12 protein-coding genes, 3 tRNA genes and 1 riboswitch are annotated in these 16,814 nt (G+C 39.4%); of the genes, 3 read left to right on the top strand and 12 right to left on the bottom strand.

The features are described 5' to 3' along the window. Positions 1-150 precede the first annotated feature (150 nt). The 4 genes from ACSV5T_RS08865 to ACSV5T_RS08850 form a co-directional block, all read right to left on the bottom strand. Positions 151-1,149, bottom strand: coding sequence for an anion permease (locus ACSV5T_RS08865; RefSeq protein WP_438320839.1), 999 nt, complete (start codon positions 1,147-1,149; stop codon positions 151-153). Continuing rightward, complete coding sequence (locus tag ACSV5T_RS08860) at positions 1,142-1,771, bottom strand: DUF47 domain-containing protein (protein WP_105089528.1); 630 nt, start codon at positions 1,769-1,771, stop codon at positions 1,142-1,144. The genes ACSV5T_RS08865 and ACSV5T_RS08860 overlap by 8 nt, the downstream gene beginning before the upstream one ends. A gap of 335 nt (positions 1,772-2,106) precedes the next feature. After that, complete coding sequence (locus ACSV5T_RS08855) at positions 2,107-3,576, bottom strand: [FeFe] hydrogenase, group A (RefSeq protein WP_438320837.1); 1,470 nt, start codon at positions 3,574-3,576, stop codon at positions 2,107-2,109. A gap of 132 nt (positions 3,577-3,708) precedes the next feature. Continuing rightward, positions 3,709-5,715 carry an ABC-F family ATP-binding cassette domain-containing protein gene (locus tag ACSV5T_RS08850; protein WP_438320836.1) on the bottom strand — a complete coding sequence of 669 codons (2,007 nt, stop codon included), beginning with the start codon at positions 5,713-5,715 and terminating at the stop codon, positions 3,709-3,711. Positions 5,716-5,827: 112 nt separating this feature from the next. Between ACSV5T_RS08850 and ACSV5T_RS08845 the strand changes: the two genes are divergently transcribed. Then, entirely contained in the window at positions 5,828-6,148 is a 321-nt protein-coding gene (locus ACSV5T_RS08845) for a hypothetical protein (protein ID WP_295204268.1), read from the top strand. Between the two features lie 161 nt (positions 6,149-6,309). On the opposite strand, the gene ACSV5T_RS08840 is transcribed toward ACSV5T_RS08845, so the two are convergent. The 6 genes from ACSV5T_RS08840 to ACSV5T_RS08815 form a co-directional block, all read right to left on the bottom strand. After that, positions 6,310-7,464 carry an MGDG synthase family glycosyltransferase gene (locus ACSV5T_RS08840; protein WP_227721561.1) on the bottom strand — a complete coding sequence of 385 codons (1,155 nt, stop codon included), beginning with the start codon at positions 7,462-7,464 and terminating at the stop codon, positions 6,310-6,312. Between the two features lie 82 nt (positions 7,465-7,546). Then, positions 7,547-7,846, bottom strand: a complete 300-nt coding sequence (locus tag ACSV5T_RS08835) for an HU family DNA-binding protein (protein WP_005385694.1) — start codon at positions 7,844-7,846, stop codon at positions 7,547-7,549. A 51-nt stretch (positions 7,847-7,897) separates the two neighbouring features. Beyond that, positions 7,898-8,680: a nucleoside triphosphate pyrophosphohydrolase gene (gene mazG / locus ACSV5T_RS08830; protein WP_438320834.1), complete on the bottom strand. Its 783-nt coding sequence runs from the start codon at positions 8,678-8,680 to the stop codon at positions 7,898-7,900. Beyond that, a complete protein-coding gene (locus tag ACSV5T_RS08825) occupies positions 8,664-10,271 on the bottom strand; it encodes a putative polysaccharide biosynthesis protein (RefSeq protein WP_303931837.1) in 1,608 nt (535 codons plus the stop codon). The genes mazG and ACSV5T_RS08825 overlap by 17 nt, the downstream gene beginning before the upstream one ends. Continuing rightward, on the bottom strand, positions 10,268-13,564 hold the full coding sequence (gene mfd / locus ACSV5T_RS08820) for a transcription-repair coupling factor (RefSeq protein WP_438320833.1): 3,297 nt from the start codon (positions 13,562-13,564) through the stop codon (positions 10,268-10,270). Before mfd ends, ACSV5T_RS08825 begins: the two co-directional genes overlap by 4 nt. 212 nt (positions 13,565-13,776) lie before the next feature. Beyond that, positions 13,777-13,861, bottom strand: a tRNA-Leu gene (locus ACSV5T_RS08815). 455 nt (positions 13,862-14,316) lie between these two features. Further along, positions 14,317-14,488, bottom strand: a riboswitch (cobalamin riboswitch). 141 nt (positions 14,489-14,629) lie between these two features. Between ACSV5T_RS08815 and ACSV5T_RS08810 the strand changes: the two genes are divergently transcribed. Together ACSV5T_RS08810 and ACSV5T_RS08805 are read left to right on the top strand one after the other, a co-directional pair. Then, the gene (locus ACSV5T_RS08810) at positions 14,630-14,905 is read left to right on the top strand and encodes a helix-turn-helix domain-containing protein (RefSeq protein ID WP_005385690.1); all 276 of its coding nucleotides are present in this window, start codon (positions 14,630-14,632) and stop codon (positions 14,903-14,905) included. A 12-nt stretch (positions 14,906-14,917) separates the two neighbouring features. Continuing rightward, the gene (locus ACSV5T_RS08805) at positions 14,918-15,361 is read left to right on the top strand and encodes a hypothetical protein (protein ID WP_005385689.1); all 444 of its coding nucleotides are present in this window, start codon (positions 14,918-14,920) and stop codon (positions 15,359-15,361) included. Positions 15,362-15,502: 141 nt separating this feature from the next. Here ACSV5T_RS08805 and ACSV5T_RS08800 read toward each other — a convergent pair. Together ACSV5T_RS08800 and ACSV5T_RS08795 are read right to left on the bottom strand one after the other, a co-directional pair. Next, positions 15,503-15,579, bottom strand: a tRNA-Arg gene (locus ACSV5T_RS08800). Between the two features lie 112 nt (positions 15,580-15,691). Continuing rightward, positions 15,692-15,767 (bottom strand) — tRNA-Trp (locus tag ACSV5T_RS08795). Positions 15,768-16,814: the final 1,047 nt, after the last annotated feature.

The raw sequence follows: 16,814 nt of genomic DNA, 5'->3' as shown, positions 1-16,814 counted from the left end.
CAACATTCTTTGATGACAGGTTCATAATAAACTACAAAAAATAGTAAAATCTAATTGATAAATTGTATAACTCAATGAATCCAATTCTTAAACAACAGAACTAAAAAAAGACTGCTCTCGCAGTCTTTTTTAGTTTTATATAGCTATTTATTAACCAAATAATAAGTGACCGATTTCATAAGCAATAGCCGCTACAATACCAGATAACGGAATTGTTACAAACCAAGCTAACACCATCGATCTTGCTACGCCCCAGTTAACAGCTTTAATACGTTTAGAGGAACCTACACCTAATAAGGAACCACTTACAACGTGTGTCGTACTTACAGGTAAATGTAAGAATGTAGCTGTAAAAATAGTAATAGCAGAGTTTAAGTCAGCAGCAAAACCATTAATTGTTTCTAGTTTGAAAATCTTAGTCCCCATCGTAGAGATGATTTTCCAACCACCCACTGCTGTACCCATGGCCATAGCCGTAGCACAACAAAGTTTAACCCATAATGGTACATCCAATGTATCAATGAAGCCACCACTAAGCAAGGTTAAGGTAATAATCCCCATCGCCTTTTGCGCATCATTAGAGCCATGTGAGAAGGCCATCATGACGGCAGATACAACTTGCATGGATCTAAATCTATCATTCAACGTAATTGGAGAGAATCTACCAAAGATAAGCAACAATACTTTCATCACAATATAGCCACCAATCATGGCTACAACTGGAGATAAAATAAGGGATAAGAAAATCTTTAAGATCCCTGCTTCATTTAAGGCATCAAAGCCTACGGACCAGCCTACAGCACCGATGATACCGCCGATAAGAGCATGAGATGAGGAACTAGGAATCCCCCAATACCAGGTAAGCAAGTTCCATGTGATGGCACCGATGAGAGCAGCCGAAATGATTCCACTATTGATAAGAGATGCAGACATTACGATATCGCCACCGATTGTCTTTGCAACCCCTGTACTAACCATGGCCCCCAAGAAATTGAGTGCTGCCGTCATCATAATAGCCTTTTTAGGCTCAATAGCACGGGTCGAAACAGATGTAGCAATGGCGTTCGCCGTATCGTGGAAGCCATTGATATAGTCGAAGGCTAATGCTAAAAATACTACTAGCCATACTAAATAATGAGACTCAAGCATATTTCAATACTACCCGGCGGAATGTACCTACCAAATCTTCGCAACCATCGATTACATCCTCCATGGCGCTAAGGATTTCCTTCCATTTGATAATTTCAATAGGATCTGTACACTCAGTGAAGAGTTTAGCCATTTCTTCGTGGTAAATATTATCCGCTTCAGACTCAAGTTTCAATACTTGGTGTACACGGCCTTCTACCTTTACATGGTCCTTTTTAAGGCTGCCCATATAACCAATAGATTTGTTAATATGCTTAACGCATTTTACAACGATTTCACTCATACGGATAGCACCATCACTTGGATTACCAACGTGGTACATAACCATTTTGTCCATGATTTCTTTAATATTATCCAATGTAGTATCCAATTGGTCGATTAGAAGCTGAATATCTTCGCGATCCATTGGGGTAATGAATGTTTTACGCAAACGTTCTACAGTTTCGGTTACTAATTCATCGGCAGCTTTTTCCTTTGTATCAATTTCAAGAAAAGCCTCTTCTTTAGAGATTTCGCCTTTAAACACACGCTCCATCATCTCTGCACTTTCATATGTAAGAGCAGCATGATTTTCTAAAATACTGAAAAATTTTTCTTCTTTTCCTTTTAATTTAAAAGCCATGAAGATCCTCCTGAAACAGTATTGATTGCTTCTATAAATATAATTTAATTATAGCACACTAACCATAATTCCTAAACAATTTACCAATCTCTATATTTTAACCTCTATGCGTATATGGCATATATACTATTCATCACCATGAAAGTCTCAACAATATTTAGATATCATACAGATGGTCGCCTAAATATTTTAAACAAAAAAGCAGATAGCTGATTGAAATATCAACTATCTGCCTTTTATCTTAAGCTATATATGTGCTTTTATAGTATGTATCAACTAACTATAGTTAACTGTTACATTTACTGTTAATTGTTACGGTTAACTATTTTTAGCTATTAGTTATTAGCTTCCGCTGCTGCTTTAGCTGCTTCTGCGGCCTTTTTCAAGTTAGGCACAGATGTTGGGCATGTAGCTGGTGTACAAGCACCGTTAGGGCCTAAGTCTTCTGCACGGCTCACAAATGTTGTATGTAACATGTGATGTGCTTTATGGCTCATAGGTTTACCATCGAAGAACTCTGCATATAATTTTTGGATATCTGGATTATCACAAGCTGCTTTTACTGTTACTTCCGCATCACGAGTGTACAAGGAAGCAATACGAGCTTCACGAGCTTTATCAGCCATTGGTAATTTAACGCGTGGTTGACCACCACCACCGATACAGCCACCACGGCACGCCATTACTTCAATGAAGTCATAATGGATATTTTCTGCACGCATGCGTTCGATGAACTTACGCAAGTTGCCTGTACCATGAACAGCCGCTACATGTAATGTTTTGTCCCCAATGACTACGTCTGCTTCACGAGCACCGTCCATACCACGAATTGCTTCGAATGGGATCAATGTTTGAGGTGCATCTTCACCAGTTGCTAATTTGTAAGCCGCACGCATAGCCGCTTCCATAACGCCACCAGTATTACCGAAGATGATACCACCACCAGATGCTTCACCCATCAATGGATCAAATGAAGAATCTTCTAATTCATCAAAGTTGATTTCTTCTGCACGTAACCATTTTGCAAGTTCACGTGTAGTAATACAGTAGTCTGTATCACGCATTTCTGGTACATCCCAGTATTCAGCAGAGGAGTTCATTTCGTCACGACGAATTTCGAATTTCTTAGCTGTACAAGGTGTTACTGCAACAGCAACGATTTGTTTTGCATCAAGGCCCATTTTTTCAGCAAAATATGTTTTTTGTGTAGGCGCTTGCATTGCAATTGGACTCTTAGCAGTAGACAAGTTTGGCAAGAATTCTGGATAGAATGTTTCAGCAAATTTAACCCAAGCAGGGCAACAAGATGTGAATTGAGGCAATACGGAATCACTATTGATAACGCGTTCCAACAACTCAGATGCTTCCTCCATGATAGTCATGTCCGCACCAAAGTTTGTATCGAGAATATAGTCGCCACCTAATTTACGAAGAGCAGCTACCATTTTACCTTCTACGAATGTACCTGCATCAAGACCAAATTCTTCACCTAAGCCAACACGTACAGCAGGTGCAGTTTGGAATACAACGATTTTATTAGGGTCAGCAATAGCTGCTTTTACTTCATCAATTTCAGAGCGTTCATTGATGGAATCAAATGGACAAATAGATGCACATTGACCGCAATGAATACAAATTGGATGATCCCCATTTGTTGTTAAATCATAATAATCAAATACGCCCATGTCTACAGCACACGCTTTACGACATAAGGAGCAGTTTTTACATTTGGATAAATCTTGAACTAAAGCAATATTGCCGTCTTCAATCGGTACGCGACGGTCTAAAAATTGGTACTTACTCATGAGTTCCTCCTACTTAGGTAACGTTGTTATCGTTAATCGATGAAATTATACTATAAATTGTGACTTTTATCAATAAATTTACATGTAATTCCTTTGCATAACAGATATTAAAAAATCGCATGCTATAAGGAATTATAGGCGTTCTTCCAATTCCATCCACCGTTCTGTGAGCGCATCTATTTGGGATTGAGTCTCTTCTCGCTCAGCCATCAAGGATTGCATCTTCTCATAATCAGTAGCAACTTGACTAATCATGACATCGAGGCCCTTTACTAAATGCTCTAATTTAGGCAATTCCTCCATGATGTTAGCATACTCCGCTTCTTCCGCTTTATTTAGCCCCTTCTTTGGTGCTTCTTTGAAAGTATCTCCTCCAGAAGTTGTGATGCTACTATCACTCCCATCTACCGAAGTGCCTAACGATGAGTCATCACTGGCAGTACTAGGTGCAACCCCTTCCGCTTTTTCATCTTTAGAAGTAACAGATGTACCTGTATTAGCCATATAGAATGGGCGCTTTCCAACGCTACTTTCATCTAAAGAATCCTTGTAATCAGAATAGGAGCCATGAACAATCTCAATATGACCATCACCACTAAACACAAAAAGTTTGTCCACAACGCGGTCTAGGAAATAACGATCGTGACATACGGTGATAATGACACCACTAAAGGAGTCAAGGAAATCCTCCAACACCTCTAATGTAGGAATATCAAGATCATTGGTCGGTTCGTCTAGTAATAAAACATTAGGAGCGCTCATAAGCAACTTTAATAGATACAACCGACGTCGTTCGCCACCTGAAAGTTTACGGATTGGCACACCATGTAGCTCAGGGGTAAACAGGAATCGTTCAAGAATCTGACCTGCACTCAATGTAGAGCCATCGCCCAGAACCATATACGAATGGTCTTCACGAATATAATCGAGAACGCGCATATCTTCATCAAACTCAGGCAGTTCTTGTTTGAAATGTGCAATGCGAACTGTCTCGCCTTTACCAATCGTACCGCTTGTAGGTTCATAGGTTCCATCAAGAATATTCATAAAGGTGGACTTGCCAACCCCATTAGGACCAACGATACCGATACGATCATGACGCACTACATGATAGGTAAAATCCTTAATCATAGGACGCTCACCAAAGTAGAATGCCAAATGTTCAATATCAAAGATGGTTTTCCCTAAACGCGTTTTTAAAGCAATAGGATCCATTTGATCCGGGCGTCGGGTCTTCTCCATATTCTTAAGTTTTTCATAGCGGTCTAAACGAGCCTTTTGTTTTGTCGTTCTCGCCAACGCACCACGGCGTACCCATTCGATTTCTCGTTTTAAGAACTGACGACGCTTCTCTTCTGTAGCCGCCTCACGAGCCTCTCGATCAGCCTTTAAGGCAATAAACTCTTCGTAGTTGCCATCGTATTGGTACATACGTCGATTCGATAATTCTAAAATCCCATTACATACGGAATCGAGGAAATATCTATCATGGGTACTAATTAATAGTCCTCCTTGGCGAGCACTTAAATAAGACTCTAGCCAATCGATACTATCTTCATCTAAATGGTTTGTCGGTTCGTCTAGCAATAATAGATCACAAGGATATAATAATGCCTGCCCTAATGCAAGGCGACGCTTTTGACCACCAGATAACATAGCCACCTTTTGATCCACATCAGGAAAACCTAATTTAGATAAAATAATACGAGCCTCTTGCTCCACTTGCCAACCATCTTGTTGGTCCATCTGCTCCAAGGAATTCATATAGTTCCGTGATACTTTAGCATCCTCGCCACCAGTCTCTTGCATTTCGCGATATTCACGACTAATGCGCTCAAAGGATTGTACCATTCGTAAACGAGGATGATCACCATCAAGAACAGCTTCTAGTAATGTAGAATTCGGATCAAACTCAGGTGTTTGTGCTAAATAATGTATACTAGCCTTACCATTTCGCTCAATGGTCCCCTTATCAGGCTCCATTTGTCCTGCTAAGATTTTTAAGAAAGTAGACTTACCTGTCCCATTAATGCCCACAAGACCTAGTCGTTTTTCGGTGGTGAAAGTAATATTTACCTCCTTAAACAGCAGTCGTGTGCCATATGATTTTTCTATGTTTTGTAAACTAATAACGTTCATCGTATGCTCCTATTATGTCATTCTGATATTTATTATACTACACATTACCATTGACAGTAACAGGCCCCCTCAGTAGAATAAACGTAACGTATATATTCATGAGGAGGTCCACATGGCAGCAGATATCGTTTTAGACTTTTATGAAACTATCAACTTTGAACTTATCGATATCGATGGGTATGACACATTATTTACAGAGCTCTTGGAAGATGGCACCTATGCAACTGTGTCCGATGATGACGGTCATTTGCCAGAGGATTTAGAAACGCCAATCGTATTCAATGTATACGACGATAATGACTCCTTCCAATGGAGTGTGACCCTCGATGATTCTTACCAACTAAAAGACTTGTTGGACAGTGCTGAAAGCACAGATGCATTCTTGGAAACACTTCAAAAAATTCGACAAGAACATATTGAACAATACCAATAAAACAAAAGCGATGACCTATATAAGATCATCGCTTTTTTAATTTTATGATAGAACATATAACGTTGATATAGCATATAACGTTTATTGAACCAACATCGTTAATGAAACATATCGAGCTATATAGCATTTACAATCACTATAATTCTGTAAATACTAAACTATTAACTGATAGATTGCTCTGCTTTCACTAATTCTACCGGCGTCTCAGCATCTAATATGGCTATAAGACTATTTACGATATTAGCCGCACCATCCACATGCCATTCACGAGCGCGCTCAGACATTTGTTGAAGTCTTGGAGAGTTAATAAGAAGCGCGGTCACAACGTCTTCCAAGTTATGAATATCACGAGCCCAACGAGCACAACCTCGTTGTTCTAACAGCTCTGCATTGGCCTCTTCTTGCCCTGGGATGGCATTAAAGAATACCATAGGCAAACCAATAGTAACCGCTTCCATACATGTTAATGCACCAGGCTTTGTAACTAGCAAGGAAGACGACTTCATAAGTTCCGAAATATTCGTAGTATATCCGTATACAATGGTCTTAGTTCGCATAGATTCACTAAGGGTAACTAAGGATTCATAAAGAGATGTATTTTGACCGGCTACGACAGTAATTTCATCAATACCGTTTACTTCATCTAAATGTTTTAATGCCGTTTCTAGAGAACCTAAACCTAGGCCACCGCCCATAACGAGCACTTTTACCGGTTTCTCTAAGCTATATTCTTCAATAGCATCACGGAAGAAGGAGCGTCGTACAGGAATACCTGATACATGGATGCGTGATTTATCAATACCAGCTGCTACCATTTCATCTACCATCGATTCAGTAGCTACATAGTATGTATCAATTTGAGGGTATAGCCAAAATTGATGACTACTAAAGTCCGTCATGATAGCCACTAATGGTACATCGATATGTCCTTGGCGTTTTAAGATAGACGCTGCACCACATGGGAATGGATGCGTAAATACCATTACATCTGGCTCTTCTTGTTGTACCAATTTGAGCATGCGGCTTTTCAATAGGTATGATAATGCAGTTTGCATAATCGTACCTCGTTTTTCCCCTTTTGATACGCGGTAAATCATATCATATAGCATCGGGAATACGTCAATCATCTTGATGTATGTGCCCTTGATCAAATGCTCTACAGACATGGTTTCTGTATCAAGAAAGTCCACATGAGTTATCGATGCTTGTGGTTCTTTCTCTTTCCAATATTCTTCTATGGCTCTAGCGGCCTGCATATGTCCCGTCCCAATAGAAGCGGACACGATGAGAACCTTCCGTGATCTTTCGTTATTCATAGTACACCCTTTCTCTGTGCATTATACCATAAATAGACGAAAAAAAGAGACCTCGAAAGGTCTCTTTCCAATCCATTAGGGATTATTTTTTGCGTTTTTTAGCTTTTGCAGCGTTAACTTGTTCTTTCAAACCTTTACCAGCTTTGAATGCAGGGGATTTGGAAGCTGCGATAGTGATAGTTTTACCGTTTTGTGGGTTACGGCCTTCACGAGCTGCGCGTTCACGAACTTCGAATGTACCGAAGCCGATAACTTGTACTTTACCGCCAGCAGCTAATTCTTCAGCAACTGTGTCAAATACAGCTTTTACCGCTTTTTCAGCGTCTTTTTTAGTTAATTCAGTTTTTTGTGCAACACTTGCGATTAATTCTGTTTTGTTCATGACAGAACCTCCTTAAAAATACTATACCTAAGAAGCATGCAAACCTCTAGGCTACTTTTCCTGCACTTTAGCCTCCTCCCAAAAAGCATCCAGCTCAGCTAATGAAAAGTCTTCCCATGAGCGATCGCTTTGGTTAACACAAGCTTCTACATGTAAAAAACGCTGTCGGAACTTTGTGTTTGTGCGATTTAGTGCATTTTCACCGCTTATTTTATACCATCTTAATAGATTAATCAAGGAAAAAAGCACATCTCCCGCTTCTTTTTCCATATTTTCTCTATCTTCTTGCTCAATAGCCTCCTTAAATTCACCTATTTCTTCGGAAACTTTCGCCCAAACCGGATCGAGCTCATCCCAGTCAAAACCTAGCTTTGCGGCCTTTTCTTGCAGTTTGTAAGCTGCCACTAAAGCAGGTAAACCTTTGGACACACCATCTAATACGGATTTTTGTATATTTTTCTTTTCTTGTGCCTTTAATTCATCCCAACTGTATGATTTTTCATTATTTTCAGGGTCAAAAACATGGGGATGACGACGAATCATCTTTTCCGTCACATCGTGAATTACATCTTCTAATGTAAATTGACCGGCTTCCTCAGCTAATTGACTGTGAAAGACAACTTGTAATAATACATCGCCTAGTTCTTCACGAAGATTTGGCATATCTTTATTATCGATAGCATCAACTACTTCGTAGGTTTCTTCGATGAAATATCGACGCAACGACTCATGAGTCTGTTTTTGATCCCAAGGACAACCATTCGGAGCACGCAAAGCTTTTACTACATCCACTAATGGTTGTACCGATACTGGCTTATCAGTATTGTTCTTCATATAGCTTAGCCTCCTCCTTATCACGGCGAGCCTGCAAGCGCTTACCTATAACTGGGAAATGATACATATCAGCTTTTACAACGGCCTTTGTTAACCATAAGGATAAACCATACACAAATACCGCTACAATAATAGCCGCTGCCACTGCACCCCCATTACCGAACAGTTCTACAGTCGTCACATACACCACCTGTGTAGCTCCGCCCATAGCCATAGCAGACACTACAATTTTTAATAGCTCTAATTTATTGAGTACGGAGCCTACATATTTTTTAACAAATATATAGTTTATGAGTGCAGCAATGGCAAAGTTTAAATTCGTTGCCCATGCGGCACCATTAATGCCAAGTTCAATAGTACCTGTCAATTGATAGTCCAAGAATGTCTTAGCCAACAGACCAATAAAAATGGCTACCATTGGAATAACCGTTCTACCTAAGCCCTGCAAAATACCTGCTGTAATCTGTTGCCACCCTAAGAATATAATACTCAAGCTAATAACAGCAATAACAGGGCCAGCATGAGGCGTTGCATATATCAATTTAGATATAGGTGTCGCTAATACGCAGAGCCCAATGCAAGCTGGTATGGTAAACATATTGGCAATTTTAATGGCTGTACCGGCGCGCTGTACAATCCGGTGCACATCGCCTTGAGCATGGGCCTCAGATACGGCTGGTACAAGGCTAGCAGCCAAGGATGTAGTCAAAATGATAGGTAACCCAATTAACGATGTAGCCATCCCTGTGAGATAGCCAAATTGTGTTGTCGCTTCATTGAGGTAATACCCGATATCCATCAATCTCTTTGGGACGATAAATGTATCGATAAGAGATACCATAGGCAACATAATATTGGCCATTGATACTGGTATAGCCAAGCTAAATAGTCGTTTGACTACAGAGCTATTGCTTTCACCGATAGCATTTGGATTCTGCTGCGCCAACATTTGCGCCCGTACACGACGCTGACGATAGTAAAAGTAAATCAATACGAGCAATCCAGCTAATACACCGGGGAATGTAGCAAACGTTGCACCACCTGCCGCCAAGTGTAGCCCTCTATCAATGAAATAATAGGCTAAGCCCACCATAGAGGATACGCGGAAGATTTGTTCAAAGACTTGGCTAGTTCCCGTAGGCACCATGTATTGGAAGCCTTGGAAGTAACCTCTAAAACAGCTCAAAATTGTAACGATGAAGATAGCTGGCGACAATAGCTGAATCGCTAAGAGTGCACGAGGATCTGTAATAATATGGGTATCTATGAGCCACTGTGCACTGCCGTATAAAGCTACACTAAATACAAGGCCTAATAGTGTTAACACCTTTAACGATACGGAAAATACCTGTTGTACGCCCCGCATATCATCATTAGCTAGCTTTTCCGCAATCATAATAGATATAGCAACAGGAATGCCTGCAGCGGAAATACTAACGATAATTTGATAAATCGGATAGGCCATCATATATAGGCCAATCCCTTCACCACCGAGAACGCGTGCAATAAGGACTTTACTGAAAGCACCGATAACCTTAACGATAATCCCAGCTAAGGTTAAAATCATAGCCCCCTTTAAAAATCGATTCATAGGCCCTCCTTAGACGATAATTTCTGGCTAAGAGCCTTCATCACCGCTTCCGTAATGGTCAAAATAGAACCTTTCATACCATTAAGGCTCACATATAATGTGGCTGGCTTGGTGTCTGTAAATTTCATCTTCTTCCATAGATCTTCTCGTACAGCCCCCATATCCCAGTCGGCCATCTTAGAATCATCATGCCAATGGATAGTAAGCTGTTGATCTCTACGAACGATACTTTTAATGCCAAGTAAACGTGCTTGCTCTTTAATTTGGGCAATGCGCAATAGTCGGTCCACAGGATCTGTTGGCGTACCGAACCGGTCGATGAGTTCGTCTGTCATATCATCAAGCTGTTCTTTTGATTTAATATGTAACAATCGTTGGTATACAGAAATTTTGCGGGCACTATCTTTGATATATGCATCGTCGATAAAAGCATCCACCTCTAAATCGATAGCTGGATCAATGGAGACCTCGCGTTCTACCTCTTTATGTTGAGCCTTTGCAATGGCTTCTTCTAACATACTTACGTACATACCAAAGCCGACAGAGGCGATGTTACCATGTTGTTGTGAACCTAAGAGATTACCAGCACCACGGATTTCTAAATCTCGCATCGCCAATTTAAAACCAGCACCGAGCTCGGTGAACTCTTCAATAGCTTTCAAGCGCTTTTCTGCAGCCTCTGAGAGCATTTTATCAGGTCGATACATAAAGTATGCATAGGCCCTTCTACGAGAACGACCTACACGGCCACGCATTTGATATAGCTGAGATAAGCCTAAGCGATCCGCATCATAAATGATGATGGTATTCGCATTTGGTATATCTAGACCTGTTTCGATGATACTAGTAGACAATAATACATCGTAATGGCCTTCATAGAAATCAGTCATGATTTCCTCAATTTGACGGCCTGTCATTTGACCATGAGCAATGGCATAGCGCAAGTCTGGTAAAGCTTCTGCTAGTAACTCACCCATATGATTAATGGATGCTACGCGGTTATATACAAAGTAAACCTGACCACCACGCGCCAATTCGCGCTTGATTGCATCGGCCACGAGGTTCATATCATATTCCACTACATAGGTTTGAACAGGCAAGCGTTCTTCTGGTGGCGTATTAATAACAGACATCTCACGAACACCAACGAGGGACATATGTAATGTTCGAGGAATTGGGGTCGCACTCAAGGTGAGTACATCAATATTATTGGCCCACTCTTTCCATTTTTCCTTTTGAGCTACCCCGAAACGTTGTTCCTCATCTACAACGAGCATACCTAAATCTTTGAAGACAACCTTCTTATTGAGCAAGGAATGTGTGCCGATAAGAACATCAATTGATCCATCTTCAACGCCTTTTAGAACTTGTTTTTTCTCCGCTGTACTGCGGAAACGATTGAGCACATCTACCTTAACCCCAAATGGAGCAAAGCGGTTCCAGAAGGTTTGGAAATGTTGCTGTGCCAAAACAGTGGTTGGCACAAGTACTGCTACTTGTTTGCCGCTCATAACAGCCTTAAAGATGGCACGCATGGCCACTTCTGTTTTACCAAACCCTACATCGCCAGCAAGCAAACGATCCATAGGAACTGGTTTTTCCATGGATGCCTTAATTTCTGCAGTAGCTTGTAATTGGTCTTCCGTTTCCTCATAAGGGAATGCATCTTCAAATTCCTGCTGCCATGGTTGGTCTGGCAAGAATGCAAAGCCTTGCGTTATTTCACGCTGTGCATAGAGGGCCACTAACTTATCTGCTAAATCATCAATAGATTTCTTTGCCTTTGTAACAACCTTAGCCCAGTCACGGCCGCCCATTTTATTGATGCGCGGCACATCACCTTCATTACCAATATACTTTTGTAATTGATCTAAGTTGTTGGCAGGTAAGAATAATTTATCTGATCCCGCATAGTCAATTTCAATATAATCCCGATGAATCCCTTCTGTTTCTATCGTTTTAAGGCCAATATACTTACCAATACCGTGCAAACTATGTACAACATAGTCACCAGGCGTTAAATCCGTAAAGTAATTGATTTCTTGGCCCTTTTTAGGCTTGTTGCGTAGCTTCCGTTTTTGTTGTCCGTAAATATTACCTTCTACGACAACTACTAAATGGCTATTTGGTAATTCAAAGCCATCGGTCAATAAACCTTGTAAGATAACTACCGTATTAGGCTTTGCAATCCATTCCGCACTATGAACAAAGGCAATACCTTCCCCTTCAAGGGCACGTTCAATCCCTTCTCTTCGTTGCTGATTATTTAATACCAATACAACTTGATGGTTTAAGCGATGCCATTGTTTAATCTCATCAGTTAATAAAGGAATTTGACGCTCAAAGCTCGTCATCGTCTTACCTTGAATACCAATTGGGGTAAATCCAGCTAAGCCGATAGAACGTTGTTGCATAAATGTGAAAGCTACTTGATTCGTCGCTTCTACAGTACGTTGCAATTCACTCCAGTCACAATGATTTTTACGATGTGTTGGATCCTCCTTGAGGAATTTCTTTAATGCTTCCTGAATACGACCAGGCTCATCGTAAATAAGAGTGCCTTCTTTCACATAGGATAATAAGGTACAATCTGCATCACTTTTACCAAGAAAGAAAGGTGTCACCGTATAAGAATCAATTTGTTCAATGGAACGTTGGTTCTCCACAGAGAAGAACCGCAACGTATCAATTTCATCGCCAAAGAACTCAATCCGTATGGGATGTTCACTATTAACAGGATATATGTCTAAAATATCCCCGCGCACGGCAAAATGACCACGTTGTTCCACCTGGTCTACACGTTCATATCCAATTGTAACGAGCTGTTCAAGAGCTGTATCGCGTTCAATCGTATCATTCAAAGAGAAATGTAACGACTGTCCTTTTAAATATTGTGGAGATACCACATACTGTGTAACCTCTTCAGCATTCGCAATGACTACAGCAGGTTCCTGCCATGCTAGCAATGCTAAGGCACGCATTTGTGCCCCTTGGTCTTCAAGGCTACGAGCAATCGTTGTAAAGTCCACATGATCTGTTATAGGAAATGATAGGACAGGAATATTAGGCCAGAAAAAGGCTAAATCCCGTTCCCACATCTCTTTATGGTCCTTATCATGGACTACGATAACCACAGGCTTTGTAAGACCCGTAGAAAAAGCTTGGTTTAAGAGGAAACTCTTTTGAGATCCACTAAGACCATATATGACTGACTTTCCTTTCCGCTGAAATGCGTTTAGCCCATCCACAAAGGATGGGTTCTGTGAAAGCAGCTGTGTTAATGTATTATCCATACTGCACCATATAGTATTACTATGATTATTTAAATTAATAGTTCTAACTCATTTATTATAACACATAACGGCATAGTTAATTTTCTATCTATGTTATGCCTTACTAATCACGCTTGTTTGTACCTAAATTAAAAGCGCTTAGTCTTATGTATGCCCATTAATAAAGCTAATTTTAGGCAAAAAAAATAGCACCTCAAAAGGTGCAATAAAGTTGGTGCGGGAGAAGGGACTTGAACCCCCACGCCGTAAGGCGCCAGATCCTAAGTCTGGTGCGTCTGCCAATTCCGCCACTCCCGCGTCTCAACTGAAATAATAATATCATGTATAGAATTCATCGTCAATCATTTTTTTAGAATTAACTTAAATTTCATGTATCCCCTAAAAATAAAAGTTCTATTATATATGTTGGCTATACACATTAGAAGTACTAGACATTAACAGGAGAATAGGAAAATGAAAAAGAGACTGACCCAGAATCCGAACTACTAGAATCCTGGGTCAGCCTCTTTTTTAGGATGATGATGAATAAATGCATGCCCTACATTTACCATAAAATATATTAACAGTCATAACACATGTCATGCTGGTAATACCAAGAAGGTATTATTCACCATGACCATGCCATCGACATTAAGGTCTTTTGAATACAATTTAAATCATCTCTGATAAAAATCGTATAGAACTAAAAAATCCTTTTTACGGGTACGTAAAAAGGAGCTACTAACTTCTCCTCCCTATCTCTCGTAGGTCAAATGGTGAATGTTGAATAGGCAGTTCTCCTGACTCGGCGTCATTGCTCATCTAGCCTTCCCAGTTTCCCAGTGACTTAATTTAGACTCGCTCGACCATACAGTGGCGGGACCGTGCTGGCATTTAACCAGCTTCTCTATTATGCTTTTCAGCACCTATTCCCAAATATGATGTTTTCTATGAGTTAATATTAACACCACTATCGTATTAAGTCAATTTATTTTTGTAATTTTATTAATTCATCTTTTATTCATCTATTGCCATATATGATATTTTTAATTACAATATAAAGGTATCTAAAAATAGGAGGAATCTATGTATATCGGAGATTTCATTAAAGAATATCGCGAAGCTAATGGTGTATCTATCGAAGACTTTGCGAACAAAGCAAGCTTAACAGTTACTGAAATTGAAGCATTAGAAAAAAATATCCAAGAAGATGGTACTGTAGTGCCTGTTGCAATGCGCCAGATCAAAGGTATTGCAGCAGCTATGAATGTACCAATGCCTGTAGTCATGGCTCAGATTCCTTCTAATCAAGAATTAGTTGTACATGTGGTTGCTGAATCTGATCAGCCACATGCGAAGTAATAAGGAGAATACATGAAGCGTAGTTTATTAATTGCAGCGGCTTTCACAATCTTAGGTATCCTCCCCTCTCAAGCAGTTAATATTGCTGATTTAGAGAATGCCAGAGGTTATGCCTACTTATATCGTATGAATGGCCAAAATTATTACGCAGAGCAACGCGTTAAGGTCATCGCAGGAGAAGGTAATAAATTTGAAATTGTAGCCCGTACATATAGTCACCAAGGTGCTCAATATTATATGACAGAGTATATAAATCATTATTACTTTGATCAAGATGCCGATACGATTCAATGGGTTCAAGAACAACGTAATATCATTGATGCCCGTACAGGCAGAGTATTACGTGAGGAAAAACGACCTAAAGCTAAATTAATTACCTTAAAACCAGATACATATGGTTATATGCAAGCTATCTACTGGAGAGATCTTGCTGTGGCTGCAGGACAGCTAAAATAAGGTAAAACACTTAAGCCACAATCTAATTAGATTTAAAGCACGGAAACTAAAAGACTCTACACAATTATGTGTAGAGTCTTTTTAATAGATAAATGGTTTTACAAAAATAAAAAAGCACCACATTACTGTGATGCTTTCATTTGGTGACCCAGAAGGGATTCGAACCCCTGGCCTTTTGATTCGTAGTCAAACGCTCTATCCAGCTGAGCTACTGAGTCATGTACTTGGTACTCACTTATATTAACATAACGCTTACATCTATGCAAGCATTTTTTTAATATTTTTTGAGTAATTTTATGGACATGCGGTCCGAAGACCGCAATCCAAATTTGGCAGGGGCAGTAGGACTTGAACCCACAACCAACGGTTTTGGAGACCGCTACTCTACCAATTGAGCTATACCCCTATGTTCATCAAGCTGTGCTTGATACTTGATTAGTTTAACAAAAATTAGGTCCCATGTCAAGAAACAAAGCCTGTTAAAATAATGAAATAATAGTGAATTTAAAAGGAAAAAGAGCCCTTTCTCAAGGGCTCTTATGTCTACCTAACTTTTACCTTTATATATACGGGAGATGGTATATATAATTAGAGAGTTTTGTATATGTATTGTTTTGTTTATACACAGGGAGAGTATTGTTGTGTATTTAAGTGTTGTATTGTTTTGTGTTGTGTTGTTTGTATTATTTGTAAAAGGGACAGGTAAAAGTTATTTGCAGTAGACCTCCATTTCCTTAGTTGATCTCAATCAACTATTGCTAGTATAAAGATTATATGTGAAAACATAGTGAAAGTTATATGAGATATAAATGAAATGAGTAAATTTTGGTGCATATTTAGGCAATACTAATGTAGGTATAAACTCAGTATTTATCTATATTTATAGCTTTATATGTGAATTTCAGATAAACCTATGCATGAATAGAATATGTAGTAGATAGTGATTATTAAAATTTAAAATTAAAGTAATATTAATTACATAAAGATGATTAATTAGTAAAGTTGATTAAAGAATAACTTGTATAATGATCTATTAAAGCAGTTAAACATAAACTATTATGTATAGATATAGCACTAAAAAAAGTAAAATTAGGGCTATATGGTGGATATTTGATCATTAAGAGGTAAATCTCCATTGAATAATATAGTGGTTATTTAGGGATAAATATTTAAAGCAAGATATTAAGAATTAATGTATATGATACATAAATTGAGATGAGGTTTATATGTATTTACATGTATTTGGAGCTACTAAACTGGTTTACGGTTCGGTAACATTGGCACGTTGTGCCGCGTTACCGTATGGATAGAGTTGGATACTACCACTAGCCGCGGCTTCCTATCACACTCGCCCATGGCAGTAGTTAAGGCTATAATCTAAAATAAAGAATATACCTTAAGGGCTTCGTCGAACCTGATGCAATGGACGTATGCGTCGCTGCGCTCCTTTACG

Source organism: Veillonella sp. ZSJB6 (assembly GCF_051549505.1).
In the GTDB taxonomy this organism is placed as follows: domain Bacteria; phylum Bacillota; class Negativicutes; order Veillonellales; family Veillonellaceae; genus Veillonella.
Note: the sequence above shows the minus strand (reverse complement) of the source record. Positions and strands in the feature narration are given on the sequence as shown.